Source organism: Streptosporangium minutum (genome assembly GCF_002149035.1).
GTDB lineage: Bacteria > Actinomycetota > Actinomycetes > Streptosporangiales > Streptosporangiaceae > Streptosporangium > Streptosporangium minutum.
Genome location: NZ_NGFP01000140.1, coordinates 1 through 24,287, shown reverse-complemented (window position 1 = coordinate 24,287; position 24,287 = coordinate 1). Strand labels below are relative to the sequence as shown.

Genomic DNA, 24,287 nt, shown 5'->3' with positions numbered 1-24,287 from the left:
GCGGCGCGGACTGACGCGTTGCCGAACGGCGTGCGCTGTTGTGTTACAAAACAGCGTGGAACTGGACCGGCTGGATCGTGACATCATCAGGGCGCTCGTCGAGGACGCCCGCAGCACCTACGCGGAGATCGGGCAGAGGGTGGGCCTGTCGGCGTCGGCGGTGAAACGCCGGGTGGACCGCCTGCGCGAGACGGGGGCGATCACCGGGTTCACCGCGCGGGTGGATCCCACGGCGCTCGGCTGGACCACCGAGGCCTACGTGGAGCTGTTCTGCGTCGGCAAGACCTCACCGTCGGCGATCGGGGTGGCCGTCGCCCGTCTTCCCGAGGTGGTCTCGGCGTGCACCATCACCGGGGAGGCCGACGCGCTGCTGCACATCAGGGCCACCGACGTCCGCCACGTGGAGCAGGTGATCGAGCGGATCGCCTCCGAGCCGTTCGTGGTGCGGACCAAGAGCTCCATCGTGCTCTCCCGGCTGATCGAGACCCCTCTGATCACCTCACGCAACGGATCGACGTTCGTAGCCTGAAGCACGCAAGGGACGTGCGCCAACGCGCATGATCGGGCTCTTGGCCCGCGCGGACCCCGTTCCTAGGCTGTTGCCGTTCCCACCACGACGTCCTTTACGGGGTTCTCCATGACGAGGCACTACCTCATGTGTCGGCCTGACTATTTCGCGGTCGAGTACGCGATCAACCCGTGGATGGATCCCGAGGCCGGGGCGGACCGCGAGGTGGCGATCCGGCAGTGGGAGGGGCTCAAGAGCGCCTACGAGGGGCTCGGTCACCGGGTCAGCCTGATCGACCCGGTGGAGGGCCTGCCGGACATGGTCTTCGCCGCCAACGGCGCGCTGGTGGTCGGCGGCCGGGTGTACGGCGCGCGGTTCACGCACCGGGAGCGGGCCGCCGAGGGGCCCGCCTACCTGAAGTGGTTCACCGACAACGGCTACGACCGGGTGCACGAGGCGGCGTTCACCAACGAGGGCGAGGGCGACTTCCTGACGCTCGACCACGTGGTGCTGGCCGGGACGGGGTTCCGCACCGACATCACCGCGCACAAGGAGGCCCAGGAGTTCCTCGGCCGCCCGGTGGTGACGCTGCAGCTGGTGGACCCCCGCTTCTACCACCTGGACACCGCACTGTTCCCACTAAACGGACATAACGTGGCATACTTCCCAGGGGCCTTCTCGGCGGGGAGCCAGGAAGTGCTACAGAACCTGTTCCCCGACGCCGTCATCGCGGACGAGGACGATGCGACCGTACTGGGCCTCAACGCGGTCAGCGACGGCACCCGTGTGGTGATCAACGCCGAGGCGGCCAACCTTCAGCTGGAGCTCAAGCGCCACGGCTTCGAGGTCATCCCGGTCGAACTGTCGGAGCTGCGCAAAGCGGGCGGCGGCCCCAAGTGCTGCACGCTCGAAATCCGGGGATAGACACAGGTAGAACGGCCAAGAACAGGGAACGGCGAATATCGGATGACCAGCACAGAGACGTTCATCGAGCTCAGCGAGCGCCGGAGCGCGCACAACTACCACCCGCTCCCCATCGTGATCCACGAGGCGCAGGGCGCCTGGGTCACCGACGTGGAGGGCAAGCGGTTCCTGGACTGCCTGTCCGGATACTCCTCGCTGAACTTCGGTCACGGTAACCCGAAGATCGTCGAAGCGGCGCAGGAGCAGCTCGCCAAGCTCACCCTGACCAGTCGCGCCTTCTTCCACGACCAGTTCGCCGCCTTCGCCTCCGGGCTGGGCGACCTCACCGGCAAGGACATGGTCCTGCCGATGAACACCGGCGCCGAGGCCGTGGAGACCGCGATCAAGGTGGCCCGCAAGTGGGGCTACGAGGTCAAGGGCGTGGCACCGGAGCAGGCCAACATCATCGTGATGGAGGACAACTTCCACGGCCGCACCACCACGATCATCAGCTTCTCCACCGACCCGGACGCCCACGACGGCTTCGGCCCCTACACCCCGGGCTTCACGGTCGTGAAGTACGGCTCGGTCGAGGCGATCCGCGAGGCCGTCGACGCCAACACCGTCGCGGTGCTGCTGGAGCCCATCCAGGGCGAGGCCGGCGTGCTGGTCCCGCCGGACGGCTACCTCACGCAGGTCCGCGAGCTCTGCACCGCCGAGAACATCCTGATGATCGCCGACGAGATCCAGTCCGGCCTCGGCCGTACCGGCGACACCTTCGCCTGTGACCACGAGGGGGTCGTCCCCGACATCTACGTGCTGGGCAAGGCCCTGGGCGGCGGCGTCGTCCCGGTCTCGGCGATCACCGCCGACGAGGACGTACTCGGCGTGATCAAGCCGGGCCAGCACGGCTCCACCTTCGGCGGCAACCCGCTCGCCTGCGCGGTGGCCAACGCGGTCATCGAGATCCTCAACACCGGCGAGTACCAGGCGCGGGCCAAGGAGCTCGGGGCGGTGCTGCACGAGCGGCTGCGCGGCCTGATCGGCCAGGGTGTGGTGACCGTACGCGGCCGCGGCCTGTGGGCGGGCGTCGACATCGACCCCTCCCTGGCCACCGGACGCGAGATCTCCAAGGCGCTGATGCGCCGCGGCGTCCTGGCCAAGGACACCCACGGCTCGACCATCCGGCTCGCCCCGCCGATCGTCGTCTCCGAGGAAGACCTCCTGTGGGCCGTCGACCAGCTCGCCGACGCCCTCGCGGAGTTCGCGAAGTGATCCCTCCGGTACGGCTCACGCCATCCGGCGTGAGCCGTACCGGGCCCGGACGGCGCGGCGCGGGCCGCCCCGGTCATCCGTGACCGGCCAGCTCCACGGTGGTGATCTCCGAGACGTCGGTGGCGGCGGCGGTGTCCCAGCGGACGGACAGGGGGCCGGCGCCCAGGGAGAGCGTGGCCACCGCGTTGGAGAACCAGGGGCCGTGGACGATCCGCCACTTGAACGGGGGCTTGGGGATCCTGGCCAGACGGGACAGCCACCCGCCGATCAGGGTGGCGAGGCCGAACTGGGCGACGATGTTGGCCAGGCGGAGCGTACGGCTCAGCGGGTTGCGGATCGGGGAGCAGACGAGCTGGTAGATGGGCAGCCCCTCGGCCTTGGCCACGTAGGAGTAGTGCACGTCCCCGGAGAGCACGACCACGGGCTTGCCGGTCTCGGCCAGCAGCCTGGACAGGTCCTCGAAGGAGCGGCGGAAGGCCGCCCAGTGTTCCAGGTCGACGGCCTGGCGGAGCGCCTCGGACCAGCGGGCCACCCTCTTGCCCCAGGCTCCCTGGGCCAGGGCCTCGTTCCAGTTCTGGATGTGGTGGATGCCGGCCGGGAGCAGGAACGGCACCGACGTTCCGATGACGAAGCGCTCGGCGCCGCCCCTGCGTAGCTCCTCGGTGAGCCACTCCCACTCCACCGGGTCGATCATGCGCCGGTCCCCCGGGGTGAGCTGCCGGGCGCATCGGGAGTCGAGCATGATCAGGCGGGTGCCGCCGAGGTCGCGGGAGTAGCTCCACCTGTTGTCGGCGGGGACGTCGTAGGCGTGCTCGGCGAACGCGTCGAGCAGCTCGGCCCCGTCGCCCTCCGCCGCGCACAGCTTGCTGAGCAGGTCGTCCGACTCCCTCTCCTGCGGCGACATGTTGCCCAGGTGCTGGTAGATCCAGTAGGCCCCGAGACCGGAGACCACCCGGCGCGGCCACCACGGGACCTTGGCCATCTGCTCGCGCCATGTGGCGGAGGTGTTGAAGTCGTCGCGCAGGTCGTGGTCGTCGAAGATCATCGCACTGGGCACCGTCGAGAGGACCCAGCGGATCTCCGGGTCGGTCCAGGCCTGCCGGTACAGCTCGGCGTACTCCTGGAAGTCGGCGATCTCGCCCACCGGCTCGCCGTCCCTGCGGTTCTTGATGAACTCCAGCATCTCGGAAGACGGCTCGTCGGCGTAGACCTGGTCGCCGAGCAGGAGCAGCAGGTCGGGCCACTCCTCCTCGGGGGTCTCCATCAGGGTGCAGCCGTAGGCGCGCAGGACGTCCACCCCGTGCGAGATGATGTGCATCGTGTCGTGCGGCACGCTGGTCCGGCAGGAGCCGAACATCACCCGTCTGGGCCCGTCGGGGCCGAGGAAGCGGATGCGGCTGGGCGGCTGGTCCGGCAGCGGCCACACGGTCTCCCCCGCGAGCCGGACCTCGTAGGCGCCTTCGGCGCCGACGTCCACGATCGCGTAGTGGTGGCCGTGCACGGTGAACGTCAGCGCCTGCGAACGCGTCTGGCCGACCTCCACCGTCACCTCGCACGGCTCGCTGGTCTCCACCCACACCGACGCGCCGGTCTCATTCACATAACGCAGCAGCGGCCCGACCACAAGTTCCGGCACGTTCATCCCCTCAGCACTACAGAACGGCAGGCGTCCAGGCGGGAGCCTGCCATATTGGCGCGTTGCCCTCACCGTGCCCAACCGGTCTGATCAATAACAGCAGGTCGGCCGCAAGTGAGGAAACGCACAAAATTCGGCCATAAGAACACAATACGACCAGGTTGGCGGGTAAAAACCGCACAACTAGTGTGATCATCACAAACAGCCCTGAGCAGAGCAATGGCGCTCCGCTCACCGTATGGAGGCTCTCCTTCATGACCGTTATGGTGCCGTCAATGACGCCGGCAGCCGCCACCCTCGCCAGCCCGGGCCGTCAGGCCCTCGACTCCGCGCTGCTCCAGCTCGACCAGGCAGCCGACCGGCTCCATCTGGACGACGGCCTGCGCACGATGCTGGCCACCCCCCGCCGCTCGCTCACCGTCTCGGTGCCCGTCCGCCGCGAGGACGGCCGGATGGACGTGGTGCAGGGCTTCCGGGTCCAGCACAACACGACCCGCGGCCCCGCCAAGGGCGGCATCCGCTTCCATCCCTCCACCGACATCCATGAGGTCACCGCGCTGGCCATGTGGATGACCTGGAAGTGCGCGCTGGTCGGCATCCCGTACGGCGGCGCCAAGGGCGGCGTGTCGGTGGACCCGGCCTCGCTGACCACGCGGGAGCTCGAACGGGTCACCCGCCGCTACGTCAACGAGATCCTGCCGATCATCGGCCCGGACAAGGACATCCCCGCCCCGGACGTCGGCACCGACGAGCAGACCATGGCCTGGATCATGGACACCTACTCGGTGAACGCGGGCTACCCCGTGCCCGGCGTGGTGACCGGCAAGCCGACGACCCTCGGCGGCTCCCTGGGCCGGGCCGGAGCCACCTCCCGCGGCGTGCGGATCGCCACGCTCAAGGCCATGTCGGGCTCTCCCGAGGGCCGCACCGTCGCGGTCCAGGGCTTCGGCAAGGTCGGCGCGCCGGCCGCGCGCTACCTCGCCGACGCCGGCTGCCGCGTGGTCGGGGTCTCCGACGCCACCGGCGCGGTGGTCAACCACTCCGGCCTGGACGTGGAGGACCTGCGGGCGTGGGTGGAGGAGACGGGCGGCGTGTACGGCTACCGCCACGCCGACGCCCTGTCCCACGAGGACCTGCTGGAACTCGACGTGGACGTGCTCGTCCCCGCCGCACTGGAGGGCGCGATCACCGCGGAGAACGCGTCCAGGATCAGGGCCCGCCTGATCGTGGAGGGCGCCAACGGCCCCACCACCCCGGAGGCGGACCGGATCCTGGCCGACGCCGGGATCACCGTGGTGCCGGACATCCTGGCCAACGCGGGCGGCGTGATCGTCTCCTACCTCGAGTGGGTGCAGAACCTGCAGGCCTGCTCCTGGAGCGCGAACGAGGTCGACACCAGGCTCCGCGACCTCATGGAGGAAGCCTTCGACGCGGTCGCGGCGATGTCCGCCGAACGCGGGCTCAGCCTGCGCCAGGCCGCCCACGTCATCGGCGTGGGCAGGGTCGCCGACGCCCACCGGATGCGGGGCCTCTACCCCTGACGGAGAAGGCCCGGCCTCCGTCCGGAGACCGGGCCGCCACCGTGTGTCCCGCACGCCGCGGACGCGGGAAGCGCCGCGGCCGGGCACGGGACCGCTCAGATCCGCTCAACCGGCCGGACGTGCAACGGACCGGCAGGGCCGCCCCCGGCCGGGCGGGGTCACGAACGGACGGGACCGTTCAGGTGCCGCTCAAGGGGCCGGGAGGGCTCGTCCAGGGCTCTGACCAGCCCTTCCAGGTCGCGCATGAGCTGCTCGGTGCGCTCGGTGCCGTAGGCGGCCTCGATCAGCCGGTGGTGACCGGCCACCCCGCCCTCCACCCGGGCGAGCAGTTCGGCGCCGCGGTCGGCGAGGAAGACGGCGACCTTGCGGCGGTCGGCCGGATCGTGTCCCCGGTAGACGAGCGAGCGGTCGATGAGCCGGTCGATCGCCTTGGTCAGCGTCGGGTGCGGCATCAGCACGGCGTCGGCCAGGTCACCCATCGAGTGGCCCCGGCCGTCGGCCAGGGCACGGAGGATGCGCCACTGCTCGACCGTGACGTCCTCGGCGGTCACCGCCGCGGCGAGGCCGCGGTTGACACTGCGCTCGGCTCGGCTGAGCAGGTAGGCGAGCGAGGATCCCAGTCCGGTCGTCACCATGTGAAGCTCCCGTCTGTATCCCGGCTAAGTAACGGGCCTGCCAAGACCCTCCTTTTAGGAGGATACTCGTCGACGTGGCAGAAGCCATCACACCGGTCATAGAACCTCTGGAAGCCGAGCTCATCCGAAGCGGCGCCCTGCGCGTCGGGCTTGTGGTGCCGGTTTCCGGAGTTCTCGGCCTGGTGGGGCCGTGCGCGATCAACTGTGCCATTCTCGCGGCCGACGAGGTCAACCTCGCGGGCGGGGTGCTCGGCAGGCCGGTCGAGCTGGTCCTGATCGACGGCGGGAGACCCGCGGCGCAGGTGGCCGCCGAGGTCGGCGACCTGGCGGGCAGCGGCGCGATCGACGCGGTGGTCGGCACCCACGGCAGCGACGTGCGGATCGCGGTGGTCCGCGCCCTGGCCGGGCGGGTGCCGTTCGTCTACGCCCCGCCGTACGAGGGGGGCGGCCACTCACCCGGGGTCTACTTCCTGGGCGAGACTCCCGGCCGCCAGCTCAGGCCCGGGCTCGACTGGCTGATCGACCGGCGCCGTGCCCGCAGATGGTTCCTGCTCGGCAACGACTACGTCTGGCCGCACCTGGTCCACGACGCGGCCCGCCGCCATCTCACCGCCCGCAACGTCACGATCGTCGGCGAGCGGTTCGTGCCGTACGGCGTGCGCGACTTCGCCCCGCTCCTGGAGCGGCTGGCCGCCAGCAGGCCCGACGCCGTGCTGCTCAGCCTGATCGGCAGTGACCTGGTCACCTTCAACCGGGCCTTCAGCGCGGCGGGGCTGTCGTGGCCGCGCCTCTGCGGGGCGCTGGAGGAGCACGGCCTGCTCGGCATCGGCGGCGACGCGACCGGTGAGCTCTACGGGGCGATGGGCTATTTCGCGAGCCTGGTCACCGACGACAGCCTGAGCCTGGGCGAGCGCTACATCCGCCGGTTCGGCGCCGGTGCGCCGCTGCTCAACGGGCACGGGCAGGGGTGCTACGAGGCGGTGCTGATGCTCGCCGCGCTCGGCTCGCGCGCCGGGACGCTCGCCGTGCCCGCGGTGGACGCGATCGCCGACGGCACCTCCATCGTCACCGCACGGGGACGGCTGACGCTTCAGGACCGGGGAGTACGGAGGCGCGCGCACATCGGCCGGGCAGACGGCCTTGACTTCGACATCGTCCACTAGAAGCTTCCGTCTGAAATCTTTTCATTTTCAAGGAAAAGTCCTATCGTTACGGCTGCACCCATCTTCTAGGAGCCGTCCATGACCACTGAGCCCTCCCTGGAGCAATTCGGCTACCAGCAGGAACTCCGAAGGTCCCTGAGCTTCACCGACCTGCTCGTCTACGGCCTGATCTTCATGGTCCCGATCGCGCCGTTCGGCATCTTCGGCGGGGTCTTCCAGGCCTCCGGCGGCATGGTCGCGCTCGCCTACGTCATCGGCATGGTCGCCATGGCCTTCACCGCGCTGTCCTACGCGCAGATGGCCAAGGCCTTCCCGATGGCCGGCTCGGTCTACACCTACGCGGGCCGGGGCATCACCGGCACCGTCGGCTTCCTGGCCGGATGGGTGATCCTGCTCGACTACGTGCTGGTGCCGGCACTGCTCTACCTCATCGCGAGCGCGGCGATGGCCTCGTTCCTGCCCGTCATCCCGATCTGGGGATGGCTGATCGTGTTCGTGATCCTCAACACGGTCGTCAACTACGCGGGCATCCAGATGACCGCGCGGATCACCAAGATCATGCTGATCGGTGAGCTCATCGTGCTGGCGATCTTCCTCATCATCGGCCTGGGCGCGCTGGCCATGGGCAAGGCGCAGGCGGGCGCGCTGACCCCGCTGTTCGACGCCGAGACGTTCTCCTGGCCGCTGGTCTTCGGCGCGGTCTCCGTCGCGGTGCTGTCCTTCCTCGGCTTCGACGGCATCTCCATGCTGGCCGAGGAGAGCAAGGCCGACAGCCGCAAGATCGGCAAGTCGATGGTCGCGGCGCTGGGCCTGGCGGGCGCGCTGTTCATCGTGCAGACCTGGGTGGGCGCGCTGCTCACCCCCAACCGGGCCGAGCTGCTGACCAAGGGCGACCCCGCGGGCACCGCGTTCTACGACATGGCCGAGTTCGCCGGAGGCCACTGGCTCAGCGTGCTGACCGCCGTCGCCACCGCCATCGCCTGGGGCTTCGCCAACTCCCTGGTCGCCCAGGCCGCCACCTCGCGCCTGCTGTACGCCATGGCCCGCGACCGCCAGCTCCCCGCCTTCCTGGCCAAGGTCCACCCCAGGCACAAGGTGCCGGTCAACGCCACCCTGCTGGTGGCCGCCGTCTCCCTGGCCGTCGGGCTCTACCTGACGACCCGCGAGGACGGCATCCCGCTGATCAGCAGCCTGGTCAACTTCGGCGCGATGAGCGCCTTCCTCGCGCTGCACATCTCGGTGGTCGTCCACTACGTCATACGGAACGGCAGCCGCGACTGGTGGCGGCACCTGATCGCTCCCGTGATCGGCTTCGCGATCCTGATCTACGTGGTGATCAACGCCAACATCGCGGCCCAGGTCCTGGGGCTCATCTGGCTCGGCATCGGCGTGCTCGTGCTCGCCACCTTCTACGCCTACGGCCGCCGCCCCCTGCTGGCCGCCCTCGGCGGCGAGACCTCGGAGAAGTCCACCCGGTCCCGGCGCCGGTAGCGACCGCGTCCCGGCGCCCCCGGGACATGCCACCCCCCGCCCAATCCATTCGATCACGCGAGGACAGAGCACATGTTCGAAATCTTCCTTGAGGTGGAGGAGGGGTTCACCTCGGCCCTCCTCAACTCGGTAACGAGCCTCGGCCGGGCGGGTGCGCGGTGAACGTCGTCTCCTACAGGCCGGCTCCCGAGGAGCTGAGCTACACCTTCGGCGGGCGCCCCGCCATCGGCAGGATCAGGCCCGGCACGATCGTCGAGATGTACACCGAGGACTGCTTCGGCGGCCGGGTGCGCTCGGTCGAGGACCTGCCGTCGAGCGTCTGCGACTTCCCCTACCTGAACCCGGTCACCGGCCCCTTCCACGTCGAGGGGGCCGAGCCCGGCGACACGCTCGCGCTGCACTTCGTCTCCATCGAGCCCGCCAGGGACTGGGCGGTGTCCGCCACGTTCCCGCACTTCGGGGCGTTGACCGGCACGCACGCCACCGCCATGCTCACCCCTCCGCTGGAGGAGGTCGTGTGGCGCTACGACATCGACGTGGAAAAGGGCGTGGCCCGCTACCACGCCCGCAAGGGCGACTTCACGGTGGAGCTCCCGCTGGACCCGATGCACGGCACGGTCGGCGTCGCGCCGGGAGCCTCCGAGGCCCGGGTGACCATCACCCCGGACGCCCACGGCGGCAACATGGACACCCCCGAGCTGCGCGCCGGGGTGACCGTCTACCTCGGGGTCAACGTCGAGGGCGGGCTGTTCGCCGTGGGTGACGGGCACGCCCGCCAGGGACACGGCGAGGTGTGCGGCACGGCCGTCGAGGCGGCGATGAACACCGTCGTCGCGGTAGAGCTGATCAAGGGCGTGAGCACCCCGTGGCCGCGCCTGGAGGACGACGACCATCTGATGTCGACCGGCTCGGCCCGCCCGCTGGAGGACGCCTTCCGGATCAGCCAGCACGACCTGGTCACCTGGGCCGCCGACCTCACCGGTCTGGACGTCCTGGACGCCTACCAGCTGGTCAGCCAGATCGGCGAGGCGCCGGTCGGCAACGTCTGCGACACCAACTACACGATGCTCGCCAAGGTTCCCAAGTCCTATCTGGGCGTGTCCGGCGTCTACGAGTCGGCCCACGAGCGGCTGCGCGCCCTGGGCCGGCGGTATCTGGACCAGCGCTGACGCCGGCGCCCCCACGGTGGAGAAGCGTCCTGCGTCGCCGTACCGCCGGGGTGCGACGGCGCGGGACTCCCCCTGTCCCGGGGCGGTGAGGTCACCGCTCCGGCGGAGAGACCTCCGCCGGGACGGAGCGGTCGCCTCTCGGGCGGAGGTCACCGCCCGGAAGGGAGCCCCCGCCCGGGCGGGGCGGTCGCCTCGCAGGCGGAGGTCACCTCAGACGGGGAGGTCGTCGCCGGCATGCCGGGGATCAGGGGCCGGTGTGGCGGCGGCGACGATGTCCTCGCAGATCGCGTGAGTGGCCAGGGCGTCCTCCGCGTCGACCGGGACGCCGGAGCGGACCGCGTCCAGGAACTCCAGACAGACCTGCTCGATGCCGCGCTGGCGGGAGACCGGCGTCCAGTCACCCCGCCGGGTCAGCGTCTCCGGCCCGGCGTAGTCGATCACCTCGGCGAGGTTGACCACCCGGCGCTTGACGTCCTCCCCCATGACCTCCACGGTCTCCTCGGCCGCCCCGCCCACCCGGTTCATGATCCCGAATGCGGTGAAGCCGTCGCCGGACAGCTCCAGCGTCACGTGCTCCAGCAGGCCGTCCCTGACCCTGGTCCGGATCCCGGTGTGCTCGACCTTCCCGGGCACCAGGAACCTGAGCGTGTCGACGACGTGGACGAAGTCGTCGAAGACCGCGGTCCGCGGATCCTCCGGCAGCCCCCTGCGGTTCTTCTGCATCACCACCAGGTGGCGCGGCAGATCCAGCAGGGCCGCGTAGGAGGGCGCCCGGCGGCGGTTGAAACCGACGAGCAGCGACCGCTCCGTCTCGCGTGCCAGCCGTACCAGACGCTCGGATTCGGCCAGGGTGTAGGCGATCGGCTTGTCCAGGTAGACGTGGACGCCCGCCCGGAGCAGCGGCTCGACGATCTTCACGTGGGCGCTCGTGGCGGCGTGTACGAAGGCCGCCTCGATCCCCGCGTCGAGCACCTCGTCCACCGAGGTGAAGCGGCGCTCGATCCGGTGGGCGTCGCCCAGGCGGTCGAGCGTGGCGCGGTTGCGGGTGCACAGGTGGAGGTCGAGGCCGGGCAGCGCGGAGAGGACGGGCAGGTATGCCTTCTCCGCGATGTCCCCGAGGCCGATCATGGCGGTCTTCATGTTCAGAGCGTACGGCTTACGCGGCCGTGGCCAGGCGGTCACGCCACCACGCGAGTGTCGCGGCCAGCGCCTCGTCCATCGAGGTCGGGGCCATGCCGAAGGTCGACTGGAAGTCGGTGGAGTCGATGACGAAGGGGCTGACGAACTGGTAGCGGACGTGCTCCAGCTCACCGAGCATGGGCGAGACGGTGCCCGCCGCCCGGATGAGCCAGTGCGGCATGACCTTGACCCCGGGGTCGGGGACGCCGGCGAGCGCGCACAGCCGCTCGGCGACCTCGCGGGCCGACATGGCGGGGGCGGTCGGGACGTGCCAGGCCCGGCCCCAGGACCGGTCGTCGGTGGCGGCCGTCACCAGGGCTCGGGCAACGTCGGGCACGTAGGTCCAGCTGTGCGGCTGGGCCGGGTCTCCGGCGAAACGGACGGGCTTGCCCGCCAGGAGGCGGGGGACGAACCGGTCCCCCAGGTGTGACTGGTCGAGGCAGCCGGGGCCGAAGTAGTCCGACCCCCGCACCTCGGTCACCCGGATCCGCCCGGCCTCGTGCGCGGCCAGGGCGTCCTGCCACATCCGGACCCGTACCCCCGCCTTCTCGCTGGTCGGCCGGAGCGGGTCGCTCTCCCGCATCGGCCCGCTGGGGGGACCGTAGACGTAGAGGTTGCCGAGGATGACGTATCCGGCGCCGGTGGCTTCGGCGGTCGCCAGCAGCGAGTCCGCGATCGGCGGCCAGTCCTGCATCCAGCGGTGGTAGAGCGGGTTGACGCAGTTGTAGATCGCGTCGGCGCCCCTGGTGAGGCGGATCAGCGCCGCACTGTCGGAGGCGTCCGCCGCCACCTTCTCGACGCCGGCGGGGCCGGAGCCGGACCGGCTGACGAGGACGATCTCATGGCCCTGCCCGGCGAGGAGCGTGGCGACCTGCGAGCCGACCTGACCGGCTCCGACGATGACGTGCTTGCCCATGGTCATTCTTCCTTTCACTGGTTTCGAGAATCTGCCGGCCGCGCCGGGATCACTGGTTCCAGACGAGCCGCAGGACGGCGTTGACGACGTAGACGGCGGCGAAGACGAGGCCCGGGGCCAGCCGGCCGGCCATGACCAGCGCCATGGCGCCGCCGCCGAACCAGAGGACCTCCAGCAGGACCCGGGCCGCCCCGGTGAGCGGGATCGTGGCGCCGTTGGCCGCGCCGAAGACCGCCCACACGGCGATGAACAGCGCGGGCCCGCCGAGTCCGAGGAGCAGCTTCACCAGCAGGTTCTGGCCGACGACGAAGCCCCAGTAGCCGACCGAGGCAAGAACGCCCAGCTCCAGCAGGAACATGACGAGGAGGTTGGTGTTCTTGGCGAGGGACAGCATCAGGGGGCTCCTTGCAGAGTGGCGTTCCGTTCTGAGAGCAATGCTCTCTCGAAAGAGCATGGCTCGTCAAGAGCAGTGCTCTCTTTTATTTTCGGTGCTCTGATATGGTTCGGGACATGAGTTCAAGCCGCACAGCACGGGAACGGGTCCGAGCCGAGCTGACCCGCGAGATCACCGACATCGCCCGCAGGCACCTGGCCACCGAGGGGGCGGGCGGCCTCTCCCTGCGCGCGGTCGCCCGCGAGATGGGAATGGTCTCCTCGGCGATCTACCGCTACTTCCCCTCCCGGGACGACCTGCTCACCGCCCTGATCATCGACGGCTACAACGCCGTCGGCGAGGCCGTGGAGAACGCCGACGCCGCCTGTCCGCCCGAGGACCACACCGGCCGGTGGCTGGCGGTCTGCCACGCCGTACGGGACTGGGCGCTGGCCCATCCGCACGAATACGCCCTGCTGTACGGCTCGCCCGTGCCCGGCTACCAGGCGCCGCAGGACACCGTCGCCGCGGCGGTCCGCGACACCGTCGTCTACGGCCGGATCGTCTCCGACGCCTACCTGGCCGGAGCCCTGAACCCTCCGGCCGTCTGCCCGCCCGTACCGGCCCCGTTCAGCGAGGACGCCGCACGCGTGCGCGCGATCATCCCCGACGTCCCCGACGACGTGATCGTCCGCGGCCTGATCGCCTGGACGGGCCTGTTCGGCTGGCTCAGCTTCGAACTGTTCGGCCAGTTCAACAACACGATCCTCGACACCGGCACGGCCTTCGACCACTCCATGCGCTGCCAGGCCGCCTTCCTCGGCCTGCCCGCCTGACCCTCCGCAAGCGGCTCCGGCGCGGAGGCCGGCGTATGCCACAATCCCCCCATGCTGAACATCGGGACGATCGTGCTGGGCGCGGCCGACGTACGGCGGGCGGCCGACTTCTGGAGTCGGGCACTGGGCTACGTCCCCCGCGAGAGCGAGACGAAGGACGACTGGATCGTGCTGGAGCCGGCCGACGGCCCAGGCCCCGCGCTGGCACTGGACCTCAGCGACGTACCCGTGCAGGAGCACCCGCGCGTCCACCTCGACCTCTACGCCGAAGACCAGGCCGGTGAGGTCGAGCGGCTGGTGTCCCTCGGCGCCGAACGGGTCGACTGGGACCTCTATCCGGACGACCCCGACTTCGTCGTCCTCGCCGACACCGAGGGCAACCGCTTCTGCGTCATCGACCTCAACCACGGCTGAGCCCCGCGCCCGGTCCGCCGGAGGGGGCAGGCCGGCTCAAGGTCGGACAGGGCAGGAGTCAGGGTCACGACTTCGACAGGATCGGTAACGATGCCGCTTTCGGCGTGATAAATGAGAGTTAGCGGGCTCTCGACGAGCCACACCCCCGCAGGCGAGAGGCGCTCCCGAGTTCATGGCGGACAGTCCCATTCACGGCGAAGGTGTAACGGTCCACAACCTCTTCAAGAAGAACTCCTTCGCACTGGACTACTACCAGCGGGAGTACACCTGGACCCGTGACGAGGTCCGCACGCTGATCGACGACCTGAGCAACCGGTTCCTGAGCCAGTGGAACCCCCTGCACGAACGCGACGAGGTCAACGGCTACGCCCCCTACTTCCTCGGCCCCTACGTCTACCACGAGAGCGACGGCCGCACCTTCCTCGTCGACGGCCAGCAGCGCGTCACCACGCTCCACCTCCTGCTGATCTACCTCCGGCAGCTGCTGATCGACCAGGAGAAGTGGATCTACGCCGATGAGCTGGAGGGGCTCACGTACACGGCCCGGCACGGCAGGCGGAGCTTCAAGGTCGGCAGCTCCGAGGAGCTGGCCCGCGCCCAGCTTCTCAACTCCCTGGTCACCGACTGGAACGATCTCAAGGGTTTCGCGCTGCCCGACGACGCCCATGTCTCGGTGCGGAATCTCCACGACCGGAGCAGGGAGATCGACGGCGACTTCCCCGAGGTGTTGCGCGGCGAGGCCCTGGTGCCCTTCGTCCGGTGGCTGCTCGACCGCGTGTGCCTGGTCGGCATCCAGGCCCTCGACCAGGAGAACGGACGCGAGATCTTCGTGTCCATGAACGACCGGGGGCTCCGGCTGAGCCACGTCGACCTGCTGAAAGGCCACCTGTTCCGGCGGGTCGACCCGCAGACGCGCGAGGAACTGGGCAGGTCGTGGGCCGACATGCTGGCCCGTCTCACCTCCGCCGAGACGGACTCTCCCGAGGCCAGCACGCCCAGCGCCTACGTCCGCTCCTTCCTCCTGGCGCAGTACGCGCACTTCGACGAGACGTCGACCGACGCCGCCGAGATCGGGCGGGTCGTTCACGAGTGGATCCTGCGCAACGAGATCCAACTGGGGATCGACCGGCCGGCCGGCGCGCGGGAGTTCATCAGGAAGCTCACGGACGTGTCCGAGCGCTACCGCGTCCTGCTCCGGGCCTGCCGGGAGTTCAGGCCCGAGCTCGCCGCCGTCTTCTTCAACGGCTACAACGGCCTCGACAACCAGTTCACTCTCCTGCTCTCCGTCGTCTCCCCCGAGGACACCGACCAGACCTTCGCCGAGAAGTGCTCGATGGCCGCGGCGTTCCTCGACCTCGTCCACGTACGGCGGTGCGTCAACAACCTGCCCGTGCAGCGCCGCGACCTTGACGAGATCATCCACCGGCTGATCCCGGTCCTGCGGATCTGCCGGACGGCCGAGGAGGTCGCCACCGTCCTCGGACGGGAGGCCTCCCTGCTGGAGCACGACTTCCGCGAGATCGCCTCCTTCGGTCTCCGGGCGAACAACCGCCGCCTGGTCCGCTACCTGCTCTCGCGCATGACCGCTCACGTCCAGCGCGCGTGCGAGGGGGGAGAGCACGAGTACGAGTTTCTCCGGGGCCCCCGCGACTACGAGATCGAGCACATCTGGGCCAACCGTTTCGAGCGGCACACCGACGCCGTCAGGACCCCCGCGGAGTTCGACCTCTGGCGCAACCGCCTCGGCGCCCTGCTGCTCCTGCCCAAGTCCGTCAACGCGAGCTTCCGGGACGACCCCTACGGGCAGAAGCTCGAGCACTACTACGCCGAGAACCGGCTCGCGGCCTCCCTGCACCCCAAGAGCCGCCTGCGCAACACCCCGTTCACCCACTACCTCAGAGCCTCCGGCCTCGACCTGGCGTTCCGCCCCTGCCCGGAGTTCGGCGTCCAGGAGATCGAGCAGCGGCAGGGCCTCTACCGCCTCCTCTGCGAGGAGGTCTGGAGCCCGGCCAGGCTCGGCTTCCGGCTGCCGAAGATCACTGTCGTGGTCCCCGAGCCGACCGCGTCCCGGCGCCGTTCCACGCGCTACGGCGTCGAGCTTCTCGACCTGATCAAGAACGGCCTGATGAAACCGGACACCAAGATCTTCCGAACGGTCAGAGGCGTGGTCCACTTCGCCACCGTCGAGGCGGACGGAGCGATCAGGCTGGAGACGGGCCAGGCCTTCCACTCCCTGTCCGCCGCCGGAGCCGCGGTCGCCGGGACGAAGGCGTGTGCGGGCTGGGACGTCTGGCGGATCGAACGCGACGGCGTCGCGGTCGCGCTGAAGCGTCTGCGTGACGAGGTCATCAACCGCAGAGCCGCTGACGCCGGTCTCCAGGACCCGGCTGCCGGCGGGTAGGGCGCAGCGCGCGGTGCTGCCCCGCGGGGGCCCGCCGCGCTCAGGGCTGGCGGACGCCCAGCCGGCCTTCGAGCAGGAGCAGCAGCTCTCCGAGCAGGCCCGCCAGCTCTCCCTGCCGCTCCGGGGCCATGGCCTCCAGCAGCGCCCCCTCGTAACCGAGCTGTTCCGGGAGCAGCCGGTCGATGAGCAGGCGGCCCTGCTCGGTGAGCGCCAGGTGGGAGACCCGCCGGTCCCGGTCGTCGGGGCGGCGGCTCACCAGCTCGCGCTCCTCCAGGAACCGGACCCGCTTGGTGACGGCGGCCCCGGAGGCGAAGGTCTCCTTCGCGATCTGGCTGGGGGTCAGCTCCCGGTCCAGCCGTCTCAGTGTGCCGAGGATGTCGAACTCGGGCCGGGTCAGGCCATGCTCGCGCAGCGGCGCGTCGGCGGCCTGCTGGAGCAGGAGGACGCAGCGGTTGAGGCGGCCGATCACCGCGATCGGCGTGATGTCCAGCTCCGGATGAATCCGCTCCCACTGACGCATCACCTGCGCGACGATGTCCTCCACGCCCCCGCTTCCCCTAACTGATCATGAGCCCGGAGCCGACTCTATCCCGGCCGGATCCCGGACGGGCCCGGCCAGCCTGGCGAGCGTCCGGTGCCCCTGCTGCTCGGCCCGGGCTATCCGCTCCTCCGGCAGCGCCCGCTGCCACCACTCCCCGGCGGCGACCTCGGTGGCCTCGCGCAGTTCCACCAGGGCGGTGACGAGCAGGCCGCGGGCCCGGGACCGGTCACCCGCTCCGGGGGAAGCGGACTCCAGCAGGCGTTCCGCGGCGGCCCGGGTGGCGGCCACACACCGGAGCGCGTCATCGATCCGGCCCGCGGTGCGGCGGTTGGTCACCAGCAGGCAGCTGAGCAGCCCCGCGGCGACGCCCACGCAGGTGTCCAGCCAGCGGTCGGCGATCAGCGACCCGGCGGGCTGGTAGCCGGGGAACTCGGTCAGCAGCAGGGCCATCGGGGTCACGCAGACGGTGCCGAGCCAGTAGTTGCGGGTGATCAGCGCCTCGGTGACGAACTGCAGGAGCAGCACGAGCAGCACCAGCGCGAGCTGCCCGGCCCGGCTGACCGGCAGCAGCGCCGTGAACAGCAGGAGGCCGGCGAAGCTGCCGAGCCCGCGTTGCAGCGCCCGGTGCCAGGACAGCACGGCGTTGGCCTGGAAGACGGAGGCGGCCGTCACGATCGCCCAGTAGGGGTGACCGACCCCGGCCGCCATCGATATCACTCCGGCGAGAGCGGACCCGACGGCGACGCGGATCCCGACCGGGAACAGTGGGGAGGCCGGGTGAAACGCCCGCAGCAGGCGCGGCCGGCCGCGGCGCGCGGCCCGTTCCACCGCTATGCCCGTCAGCTCGGCGGCTTCGGCGTCGGTGAGGCCCGTCTCGGGCAGCGGCCGGTTCCGGCGCAGGTCCCCGGCCCAGGCCGCGAGCCGGTCGGCGTCGGCGGCCCAGGCGGCGAGCCGGTCGGCGTCGGCGGCGGATCCCATCGCGAGGGACTCCTCGGCGTGCGCCAGGAGGCGCTCCAGCGCGCCTCGCCCCGGCCCCGCGGGGGCGAGAAGGAGGGTGTGCCAGGCGGCGTTCACCGCGGCGGCGGCGTCGTGGCGGGCCCGGGACACGGTGGCGTCCTCCGCCGGAACCCCCGCGGCCGCCGGAACCCCCGCGATCACCGCCGGGTTCCCCGCGGCCTCCACCGGGCCCTCCGCCGTCGCCGGAACCCTCGCGGCTGCCGCCAGGGCACGGACGGCCGCCTCCAGGGCGCGGGCGACGGCGATGCGCTGGGGGCCGTCGGGGCGGACGGTCCCGGGGGCCATGCAGACCAGCCAGGCCAGGGCCGCGCCCGCCGTCGCGAGCACCAGGTGGAAGGGCACCTCGCTGAGCCGCTGGGGCATGAAGGCGCACGTCGCGGCCATGAAGGTGAAGATCACATTTCCCGGCGGGCCGATCCGGGCTGCGTCGCACACCACCTTGTGCAGGGCGGCCAGCACCGCGGCCACGACGATCAGGACGGTGGTGGATCGGGTGAGGCCGGCCGCGGTCAGCGCCACCCCCACGCTCGCGATCATGCCCAGCGCCACCCGGAGCAGGGTGCGCGCCCGGGCCGCGTACGGCAGGCCGTGCGCGTACAGGGCGCACATCGCCCCGGCGGAGGTGTAGACCGCCAGGTCCAGACGGCCCAGCGCGAGGAGGATCAGATCGGGGATCGCCAGGGCGATGACCGCGCTGAGCGCGTTCTTGTGCCAGATGTCGCCGAACCGCCGGAGCCGGAACGCCCCTTTCAGCGGCAGCCCCCCTCGCATGCGCGCACGCGTGCCCTGTCGCTCGTCCGTGACCCCCATGAAATAAGCTTACCTGGTGTTTTATCTGTAAAATATAGGGATCGCGACTGCGGCCCCCGGAGCCGGGATGATCAGGCGAGGTGCAGGCCGACGTCGACGTTGCCCAGCAGCGCCCTGGAGTACGGGCAGTGCTCGTGCGCCCGCTCGGCGATGTGACCGGCGAGCCGCGGTTCCACCTCCGGCAGGTGCACCGTCACATCGACGCCGATCACGTAGTCGTCACGCCTTCCGCGTTTGCGCAGCTCCACCGTCGTGTCGACGCTGGCGCCGGTGGTGTCCACGCCCTCCTGGCCGGCGACCAGCGTGAGGGAGCTGTGGAAGCAGGCCGCGTACGCCGCGGCCATGAGCTGCTCGGGATTGGACGCGCCGCCGGGGCCGCCGAGCTGCTCCGGGGCCCGCATCTCAAGGTCGAGGAGGCCGTCGTCCGTCCTCACCCGCCCACTCCTGCCCCCCGTCGAGGAGGCCCGCGCCGTGTAGAGGGTGTCATAGCCCGCCTCACCGCCGCCGATGACCCCGGTGAGCTCGGCTTCGACGCCGGGCCCCGAGTAGTCCGAGGCCATCGGCCGGTACGGCCTGCCGGTCGCCCCGGTCCCCGGCTGCTCCCGTCCGGATCGTCCGTCGTGGCTCATAGCTCCGTCCCCCGATTCCCCACCCGAGACGGTCCGGGCGCCCGCCGTACTCGCTCCCCCATGCCCGGACCTGCGTGAACTGGCCGAAACGCTGATTACCTACCCCGTGGACGAGGGGCGACACGGCACCCCTCCCCGAGGGGACACCGCCGGCGGCGCGCGCTCGTGAACGGTGGGACGACCTCACGCGCCGGCGGTCCTCAGCGTGATGGCCCGGCTGACGGCGGCCTGCTCGTCGGCGGGGAGGCGGCGTTCCGCGTGCAGCATCCGCAGGGCGGTGGTGATCCGCTCACCGTCATCGGCCGTGCCGAGGTCCCCCATGTAAGCGGGCAGGAGCAGGCTGAGCGCCTTGAGGTCGGCGCGGGCGCACAGCTTTCCGAGGATCTCCAGGACCGGGTCGGCGGTGTCTCCGGCGGTGGCGGCGCGGGTGGATCGGAGTCCCTCGGCGACGCAGTGACGGAGCCAGTCACCGTACTGGCCCGCGGGGAGGTCGTCGACGCGCCGGGCGGCCTGCAGGAAGTGCTCGCGGGCCTGGTCGACCTGGCCGAGCTCCAGGTGGGACCTGCCCATGTTGCCGTGGAGTGAGGCGTAGAAGCCACGGACGCGCTCGTCGCCGACCCGGTCGGCGCGGTCCAGGCATTCCTGGTTCCAGTGCAGGGTCTCCTCCGGGGTGGGCTGGTGCCGAGCCAGGTAGTGCGCGGCGATACACGCCTCGTAGTCGTCCTGCGCGGCTTTCCACGCCTGCAGGAACAGATCACGCGCTTCGTCGGCCCGGCCTTGGCCCTCGGCCTGCATGCCCTGCGTGCACAGCCGTACGACGGGGTTACTCGGATCCATGATCATCCTAGGGAGAGAGGGGCCACGGGCATCACCAGCGTGGTGAAGCTGCCCTGGTCGGCGGAGCGGACGATGACGGGGTGGGTCGCGGTGGAGACCTCCAGCAGGACGTCCGGCCCGACGCCGGCCTCCAGGGCGGGGATCAGCGTGGCGGGATCGAAGGCGATCCGCAGCGGAGGCCCCGAGCAGATCGCCCCCAGCCGGACCGGGCCGGGGGCATCGGAGGCGGTGGAGACGGTTCCGTCCGCCGCCGCGCCGGTGCCGGCGGGGTCGGGTCCGCCCGTACCGGCACAGACAGCGGCCCCGTCCGCAGCCGCGCCGCCGGGAGTGGCGGGGTCGGGTCCGCCCGTACCGGCACGGGCGGCGGGCCCGTCTCCGGCCGTGGCGATCGTGACGGCGAGTCCGTCCCCGGCCGTGGCGACGGTGACGTACGAGGTGTCCCCCCGGCTGAGGAGGGCGTCCCGGAGCGCGAGGCGGTCGACGATCATCCGGTGCTCGGGCGGGCCGAGGGCCGACAGGGCCTCGCGGTAGGACGGGAAACGGTCCTCGAAGAGTGTCAGGACGCGGCACTCCCCGGCGCCCCGCAGCCGGGCCGCTCCCCCGTCGACCTCGACAGTGACCTCGGCGTTCCGCGCCGCCCACGGCCCGATCTCCACCAGGTCCGCCGCCCTGACCAGGATCTGGCAGGGATCCCCGTGCATGGCCGCCGGGTGCAGGACACGGATCGACAGACGGTAGCGGTCGGTGGCCACCAGCCTGACCTCGCCGTCGCCGAGCTCGACCAGGACACAGCCGAGCACGGGGAAGTCCTCGTCCGAGGCCGTGGCCGGCACGACCTGGCGGATGGCGCTCGCCAGCTCCGCGCCCCCGACCCTGGCCTCGGCATGGGTACCGGTCACCGGGAGGGACCGCAGGATCTCCTCGATCGCCGAGCGTCCTCTCTCGGTCTTGTCGAGCATCCTGCGCAGGTGCGCCTGCAGCACCCGCTGCGCCTGTTCCCGCGGGCCGTCGAGGACCACCGCGACGTCGGGCAGCGGCACATCGGCCTCCCGCAGTTCGCGCAGGAGAACGGCGCGCCTCTCCTGTTCGGGCCGGTAGAAGCGGTAGCCGCTCGTGCCGTCGACGTGCGCCGGCGGCAGGACACCGCAGTCGTCGTAGAAACGCAGAGCGCTCGGTGCGAGGCCCACGCGACGCGCGAAGGCGCTGATGCTCAGCAATTGTGGTGCGTTGCCGTCCATGGGGCTGATTGTCGAGGTTCATCCGACTTGAAGGTCAAGCCCACCGGAGCCGGCCGGGTCCTTCCGCCGCGCCGAGGCCCGGATGACCCGGATGCGGACATGACTCGACCGCGCGTCCGCGGGTCACGCGGAGGGCGCGGTCGAATGGACGACGTGAGGCCTTGTGGGCGCTTGTCGGGCGCGTCGTCCCGGCAGGTCGTGCCGGGAACCGCGCGGGCCGTACCTAGCGGGTGGCGCGGTTGACGGCGGAGATGATCGCCTTCAGGGAGGCGGTGGTGGTGTTGGCGTCGACGCCGACGCCCCACAGGGTTTCGCCGCCGATCTCGCACTCGATGTAGGAGGCGGCCTTGGCGTCGGTCCCCGCGCTCATCGCGTGCTCGGCGTAGTCCAGGACGCGGACCCGGATGCCGATCCCGGCCAGCGCGTCGCAGAAGGCGGAGATGGGACCGTTGCCGACGCCTTCGATCTCGCGGATCTCACCGTCGACGCGCAGGTCGACGCTGATGGCGTCCTTATCGTCGCCCCTGGAGACGGTCCGGTGGGCCAGCAGGCCTAGGCGGCCCCACGGGCTGGTCGGGTTCGGCAGGTACTCGTCGGTGAAGACCTCGAACATCTGGGCCGGGTTCACCTCGCCGCCGAGGGCGTCGGTACGGGCCTGGACGACGCGGGAGAACTCGATCTGCAGGCGGCGCGGCAGGTCGAGCTGGTGGTCGGCCTTCATGATGTAGGCAACCCCGCCCTTGCCGGACTGGCTGTTGACCCGGATGACCGCCTCGTAGGTGCGGCCGATGTCCTTGGGGTCGATCGGCAGGTACGGCACCGCCCAGGTGAACTCCTCCACCGGGACGCCCGCGGCGGCGGCGTCGCGCTCCAGGTGCTCGAAGCCCTTCTTGATCGCGTCCTGGTGGGAGCCGGAGAAGGCGGTGTAGACCAGCTCGCCGCCCCACGGGTGACGCGGGTGGACGGGCAGCTGGTTGCAGTATTCGGTGACCCTGCGGACCTCGTCGATGTCGGACAGGTCGATCTCCGGGTCGACGCCCTGCGAGAACAGGTTCATGCCCAGCGTGACCAGGCACACGTTGCCGGTGCGCTCCCCGTTGCCGAACAGGCAGCCCTCGATTCGGTCGGCCCCGGCCATGTAGCCCAGCTCGGCGGCGGCCACGGCGGTGCCCCGGTCGTTGTGCGGGTGCAGGGAGAGGATGATCGAGTCGCGGTAGGCCAGGTTGCGGTGCATCCACTCGATCTGGTCGGCGTAGATGTTCGGCGTGGCCATCTCGACGGTGGCGGGCAGGTTGACGATGACCTTGCGGTCCGGGGTGGGCTGCCAGACCTCGTTGACGGCGTCGCAGACCTCCACGGCGTACTCCAGCTCGGTCCCGGTGAAGGACTCCGGAGAGTACTGGAAGTAGACGTCCACGTCGGAGGCGTCGGCCAGCTTCTTGCAGAGCTTGGCGCCCTCGACGGCGATGGCGGTGATGCCCTCGCGGTCCTGCCCGAAGACGACCCGGCGCTGCAGCGTGGAGGTGGAGTTGTACAGGTGGACGATGGCCGTCGCCGCGCCCTGGATGGACTCGAAGGTCCGCTCGATCAGCTCGGGCCGGGCCTGGGTCAGGACCTGGATCACCACGTCGTCGGGGATCAGGCCCTCTTCGATGATCTGCCGGACGAAGTCGAAGTCGGTCTGCGACGCGGCCGGGAAACCTACCTCGATCTCCTTGTAGCCCATCTTCACCAGCAGCTCGAACATCTTGAGCTTGCGGTGGGAGTCCATCGGGTCGATCAGCGCCTGGTTGCCGTCACGCAGGTCCACCGCGCACCACCGGGGGGCCCGGTCGATGACCTTGCCGGGCCAGGTGCGGTCGTCGAGCCGGACCGGGGCATAGGACTCGTAGCGCTTGAACGGCATGGGGCTGGGCTGCTGCTGCGGATACATGCAAGGGCTCCTCGACTGGAAAGACAATCGTGGCCGACGCGCATGGCTCGCTCCGCGACGAGGGAGCCGGCCTTCTACAGGCCCTCGTCGCGGCAGCTAAGAAGCAGACCGCGCAGCATGCATAGCACGCTAGCAGACGACTGTGAATGCCTGGGACACGCGCCCACATGGTGAGATCTCCGCATCGGATACAGTCCCGAAAGGAGTCCAGACAGGGGGAACGAAATGAAGGACGACGACATCCTCACCCACATCCACGAGCTCATCGCCGAGGAGCACGGTCTCCGGCAGCGGCTGGCCTCCGGTTCGATCTCCTCGCACGAGGAGAACAACCGGATCAAGCAGCTTGAGGAGGCTCTCGACCAGGCCTGGGACCTGCTCAGGCAGCGCCGGGCGCGTCGTGAGTTCGGGGAGGACCCCGACTCGGCGGCGCCGCGCCCGATCGACGAGGTCGAGGAATACCGCCAGTAACGGCGCCCGCCGCCGGCAGATCGCTCGGCTCCCCCCGAGCCGGGCCGCCAGGGGCAAGGTGGTCACCGGCACCGCGCTGTCCAATCGGCTCCCCGAGCCGGGCCGTCACGGGCAAGGTGGTCACCGGCACCGCGCTGTCCAATCGGCTCCCCGAGCCGGGCCGTCACGGGCGTGGGCGTTCCCGGGCAGGCCGGCGGCAAGCGACGGTCGAGCGGGCTGCAAGCGCTCCGCCGTACCGATGGGGCAGCCAACGGGAGGCCCCATCATGAAACGCACCCACGTTCTCGCCGTCGCCGCCGCCGTCGCGCTCCTGACCGGTTGCGGCTCGCAGGCCGGGCCCGCCGCCGGGGAGGGCGGGGCGGACGGCGGCG

General features: G+C 70.7%; 22 protein-coding genes. 11 read left to right on the top strand and 11 right to left on the bottom strand.

What is annotated here, in order from left to right:
• Positions 1-55: 55 nt before the first annotated feature.
• The 3 genes from CA984_RS26795 to rocD all read left to right on the top strand — a co-directional run bounded on the left by CA984_RS26795 (position 56) and on the right by rocD (position 2,686).
• Positions 56-529: an Lrp/AsnC family transcriptional regulator gene (locus CA984_RS26795; RefSeq protein ID WP_086576310.1), complete on the top strand. Its 474-nt coding sequence runs from the start codon at positions 56-58 to the stop codon at positions 527-529.
• Between the two features lie 108 nt (positions 530-637).
• Positions 638-1,432 carry a dimethylargininase gene (gene ddaH / locus CA984_RS26790; protein ID WP_086576309.1) on the top strand — a complete coding sequence of 265 codons (795 nt, stop codon included), beginning with the start codon at positions 638-640 and terminating at the stop codon, positions 1,430-1,432.
• A gap of 42 nt (positions 1,433-1,474) precedes the next feature.
• Positions 1,475-2,686 carry an ornithine--oxo-acid transaminase gene (gene rocD, locus CA984_RS26785; protein WP_086576308.1) on the top strand — a complete coding sequence of 404 codons (1,212 nt, stop codon included), beginning with the start codon at positions 1,475-1,477 and terminating at the stop codon, positions 2,684-2,686.
• A gap of 73 nt (positions 2,687-2,759) precedes the next feature.
• On the opposite strand, the gene CA984_RS26780 is transcribed toward rocD, so the two are convergent.
• The gene (locus tag CA984_RS26780; protein WP_086576314.1) at positions 2,760-4,322 is read right to left on the bottom strand and encodes an alkaline phosphatase D family protein; all 1,563 of its coding nucleotides are present in this window, start codon (positions 4,320-4,322) and stop codon (positions 2,760-2,762) included.
• A gap of 275 nt (positions 4,323-4,597) precedes the next feature.
• On the opposite strand from CA984_RS26780, the gene CA984_RS26775 reads away from it, so the two are divergent.
• A complete protein-coding gene (locus tag CA984_RS26775) occupies positions 4,598-5,863 on the top strand; it encodes a Glu/Leu/Phe/Val family dehydrogenase (protein WP_086576307.1) in 1,266 nt (421 codons plus the stop codon).
• A gap of 158 nt (positions 5,864-6,021) precedes the next feature.
• On the opposite strand, the gene CA984_RS26770 is transcribed toward CA984_RS26775, so the two are convergent.
• On the bottom strand, positions 6,022-6,498 hold the full coding sequence (locus CA984_RS26770) for a MarR family winged helix-turn-helix transcriptional regulator (protein WP_086576306.1): 477 nt from the start codon (positions 6,496-6,498) through the stop codon (positions 6,022-6,024).
• 74 nt (positions 6,499-6,572) lie between these two features.
• Here CA984_RS26770 and CA984_RS26765 point away from each other — a divergent pair, with 74 nt between their 5' ends.
• The 3 genes from CA984_RS26765 to CA984_RS26755 all read left to right on the top strand — a co-directional run bounded on the left by CA984_RS26765 (position 6,573) and on the right by CA984_RS26755 (position 10,321).
• Positions 6,573-7,661: a substrate-binding domain-containing protein gene (locus CA984_RS26765; RefSeq protein WP_086576305.1), complete on the top strand. Its 1,089-nt coding sequence runs from the start codon at positions 6,573-6,575 to the stop codon at positions 7,659-7,661.
• A gap of 78 nt (positions 7,662-7,739) precedes the next feature.
• Positions 7,740-9,152: an APC family permease gene (locus tag CA984_RS26760; protein ID WP_086576304.1), complete on the top strand. Its 1,413-nt coding sequence runs from the start codon at positions 7,740-7,742 to the stop codon at positions 9,150-9,152.
• Positions 9,153-9,310: 158 nt separating this feature from the next.
• Positions 9,311-10,321, top strand: coding sequence for an acetamidase/formamidase family protein (locus CA984_RS26755; RefSeq protein ID WP_086576303.1), 1,011 nt, complete (start codon positions 9,311-9,313; stop codon positions 10,319-10,321).
• A 210-nt stretch (positions 10,322-10,531) separates the two neighbouring features.
• Here the strand turns inward: CA984_RS26755 and CA984_RS26750 are convergent, their stop codons facing one another.
• Genes CA984_RS26750 through CA984_RS26740 form a run of 3 tightly spaced genes read right to left on the bottom strand, consistent with a single transcriptional unit; the run spans position 10,532 to position 12,810 of the window.
• Positions 10,532-11,461 carry a Gfo/Idh/MocA family protein gene (locus CA984_RS26750; RefSeq protein WP_086576313.1) on the bottom strand — a complete coding sequence of 310 codons (930 nt, stop codon included), beginning with the start codon at positions 11,459-11,461 and terminating at the stop codon, positions 10,532-10,534.
• Positions 11,462-11,477: 16 nt separating this feature from the next.
• Complete coding sequence (locus tag CA984_RS26745) at positions 11,478-12,416, bottom strand: NAD-dependent epimerase/dehydratase family protein (protein WP_086576312.1); 939 nt, start codon at positions 12,414-12,416, stop codon at positions 11,478-11,480.
• 49 nt (positions 12,417-12,465) lie between these two features.
• Entirely contained in the window at positions 12,466-12,810 is a 345-nt protein-coding gene (locus CA984_RS26740) for a YrdB family protein (protein ID WP_086576302.1), read from the bottom strand.
• A gap of 116 nt (positions 12,811-12,926) precedes the next feature.
• Here CA984_RS26740 and CA984_RS26735 point away from each other — a divergent pair, with 116 nt between their 5' ends.
• The 3 genes from CA984_RS26735 to CA984_RS26725 all read left to right on the top strand — a co-directional run bounded on the left by CA984_RS26735 (position 12,927) and on the right by CA984_RS26725 (position 16,440).
• The gene (locus CA984_RS26735; RefSeq protein ID WP_165781422.1) at positions 12,927-13,625 is read left to right on the top strand and encodes a TetR/AcrR family transcriptional regulator; all 699 of its coding nucleotides are present in this window, start codon (positions 12,927-12,929) and stop codon (positions 13,623-13,625) included.
• A gap of 51 nt (positions 13,626-13,676) precedes the next feature.
• Entirely contained in the window at positions 13,677-14,039 is a 363-nt protein-coding gene (locus tag CA984_RS26730; protein ID WP_086576300.1) for a VOC family protein, read from the top strand.
• A gap of 172 nt (positions 14,040-14,211) precedes the next feature.
• Positions 14,212-16,440 carry a GmrSD restriction endonuclease domain-containing protein gene (locus tag CA984_RS26725; protein WP_086576299.1) on the top strand — a complete coding sequence of 743 codons (2,229 nt, stop codon included), beginning with the start codon at positions 14,212-14,214 and terminating at the stop codon, positions 16,438-16,440.
• Positions 16,441-16,480: 40 nt separating this feature from the next.
• On the opposite strand, the gene CA984_RS26720 is transcribed toward CA984_RS26725, so the two are convergent.
• The 6 genes from CA984_RS26720 to leuA all read right to left on the bottom strand — a co-directional run bounded on the left by CA984_RS26720 (position 16,481) and on the right by leuA (position 23,445).
• The gene (locus CA984_RS26720) at positions 16,481-16,984 is read right to left on the bottom strand and encodes a MarR family winged helix-turn-helix transcriptional regulator (RefSeq protein WP_086576298.1); all 504 of its coding nucleotides are present in this window, start codon (positions 16,982-16,984) and stop codon (positions 16,481-16,483) included.
• A gap of 21 nt (positions 16,985-17,005) precedes the next feature.
• Positions 17,006-18,808 carry an FUSC family protein gene (locus CA984_RS26715; protein WP_086576297.1) on the bottom strand — a complete coding sequence of 601 codons (1,803 nt, stop codon included), beginning with the start codon at positions 18,806-18,808 and terminating at the stop codon, positions 17,006-17,008.
• Positions 18,809-18,879: 71 nt separating this feature from the next.
• Positions 18,880-19,437, bottom strand: a complete 558-nt coding sequence (locus CA984_RS26710; RefSeq protein WP_207621039.1) for an Ohr family peroxiredoxin — start codon at positions 19,435-19,437, stop codon at positions 18,880-18,882.
• A 183-nt stretch (positions 19,438-19,620) separates the two neighbouring features.
• Positions 19,621-20,274 (bottom strand): hypothetical protein, encoded by a 654-nt coding sequence (locus CA984_RS26705; protein WP_086576296.1) that lies wholly within the window; start codon positions 20,272-20,274, stop codon positions 19,621-19,623.
• Positions 20,275-20,276: 2 nt separating this feature from the next.
• Complete coding sequence (locus CA984_RS26700) at positions 20,277-21,512, bottom strand: DNA polymerase III subunit beta family protein (protein WP_086576295.1); 1,236 nt, start codon at positions 21,510-21,512, stop codon at positions 20,277-20,279.
• A gap of 223 nt (positions 21,513-21,735) precedes the next feature.
• On the bottom strand, positions 21,736-23,445 hold the full coding sequence (leuA, locus tag CA984_RS26695) for a 2-isopropylmalate synthase (RefSeq protein WP_086576294.1): 1,710 nt from the start codon (positions 23,443-23,445) through the stop codon (positions 21,736-21,738).
• A gap of 225 nt (positions 23,446-23,670) precedes the next feature.
• Between leuA and CA984_RS26690 the strand changes: the two genes are divergently transcribed.
• Positions 23,671-23,916 carry a DUF2630 family protein gene (locus CA984_RS26690; protein ID WP_086576293.1) on the top strand — a complete coding sequence of 82 codons (246 nt, stop codon included), beginning with the start codon at positions 23,671-23,673 and terminating at the stop codon, positions 23,914-23,916.
• The last annotated feature ends 371 nt before the right edge of the window (positions 23,917-24,287 follow it).

What these genes read in the sequence shown, in the direction of transcription:
- CA984_RS26740 (WP_086576302.1), bottom strand. Translation starts at nt 12,810, where the DNA reads ATGCTGTCCCTCGCCAAGAACACCAACCTCCTCGTCATGTTCCTGCTG.
- CA984_RS26760 (WP_086576304.1), top strand. Translation starts at nt 7,740, where the DNA reads ATGACCACTGAGCCCTCCCTGGAGCAATTCGGCTACCAGCAGGAACTC.
- CA984_RS26775 (WP_086576307.1), top strand. Translation starts at nt 4,598, where the DNA reads ATGACGCCGGCAGCCGCCACCCTCGCCAGCCCGGGCCGTCAGGCCCTC.
- CA984_RS26735 (WP_165781422.1), top strand. Translation starts at nt 12,927, where the DNA reads ATGAGTTCAAGCCGCACAGCACGGGAACGGGTCCGAGCCGAGCTGACC.
- ddaH (WP_086576309.1), top strand. Translation starts at nt 638, where the DNA reads ATGACGAGGCACTACCTCATGTGTCGGCCTGACTATTTCGCGGTCGAG.
- CA984_RS26745 (WP_086576312.1), bottom strand. Translation starts at nt 12,416, where the DNA reads ATGGGCAAGCACGTCATCGTCGGAGCCGGTCAGGTCGGCTCGCAGGTC.
- CA984_RS26725 (WP_086576299.1), top strand. Translation starts at nt 14,212, where the DNA reads ATGGCGGACAGTCCCATTCACGGCGAAGGTGTAACGGTCCACAACCTC.
- CA984_RS26690 (WP_086576293.1), top strand. Translation starts at nt 23,671, where the DNA reads ATGAAGGACGACGACATCCTCACCCACATCCACGAGCTCATCGCCGAG.
- CA984_RS26770 (WP_086576306.1), bottom strand. Translation starts at nt 6,498, where the DNA reads ATGGTGACGACCGGACTGGGATCCTCGCTCGCCTACCTGCTCAGCCGA.
- leuA (WP_086576294.1), bottom strand. Translation starts at nt 23,445, where the DNA reads ATGTATCCGCAGCAGCAGCCCAGCCCCATGCCGTTCAAGCGCTACGAG.
- CA984_RS26715 (WP_086576297.1), bottom strand. Translation starts at nt 18,808, where the DNA reads ATGGGGGTCACGGACGAGCGACAGGGCACGCGTGCGCGCATGCGAGGG.
- CA984_RS26710 (WP_207621039.1), bottom strand. Translation starts at nt 19,437, where the DNA reads ATGAGCCACGACGGACGATCCGGACGGGAGCAGCCGGGGACCGGGGCG.
- CA984_RS26750 (WP_086576313.1), bottom strand. Translation starts at nt 11,461, where the DNA reads ATGAAGACCGCCATGATCGGCCTCGGGGACATCGCGGAGAAGGCATAC.
- CA984_RS26705 (WP_086576296.1), bottom strand. Translation starts at nt 20,274, where the DNA reads ATGGATCCGAGTAACCCCGTCGTACGGCTGTGCACGCAGGGCATGCAG.
- CA984_RS26700 (WP_086576295.1), bottom strand. Translation starts at nt 21,512, where the DNA reads ATGGACGGCAACGCACCACAATTGCTGAGCATCAGCGCCTTCGCGCGT.
- rocD (WP_086576308.1), top strand. Translation starts at nt 1,475, where the DNA reads ATGACCAGCACAGAGACGTTCATCGAGCTCAGCGAGCGCCGGAGCGCG.
- CA984_RS26730 (WP_086576300.1), top strand. Translation starts at nt 13,677, where the DNA reads ATGCTGAACATCGGGACGATCGTGCTGGGCGCGGCCGACGTACGGCGG.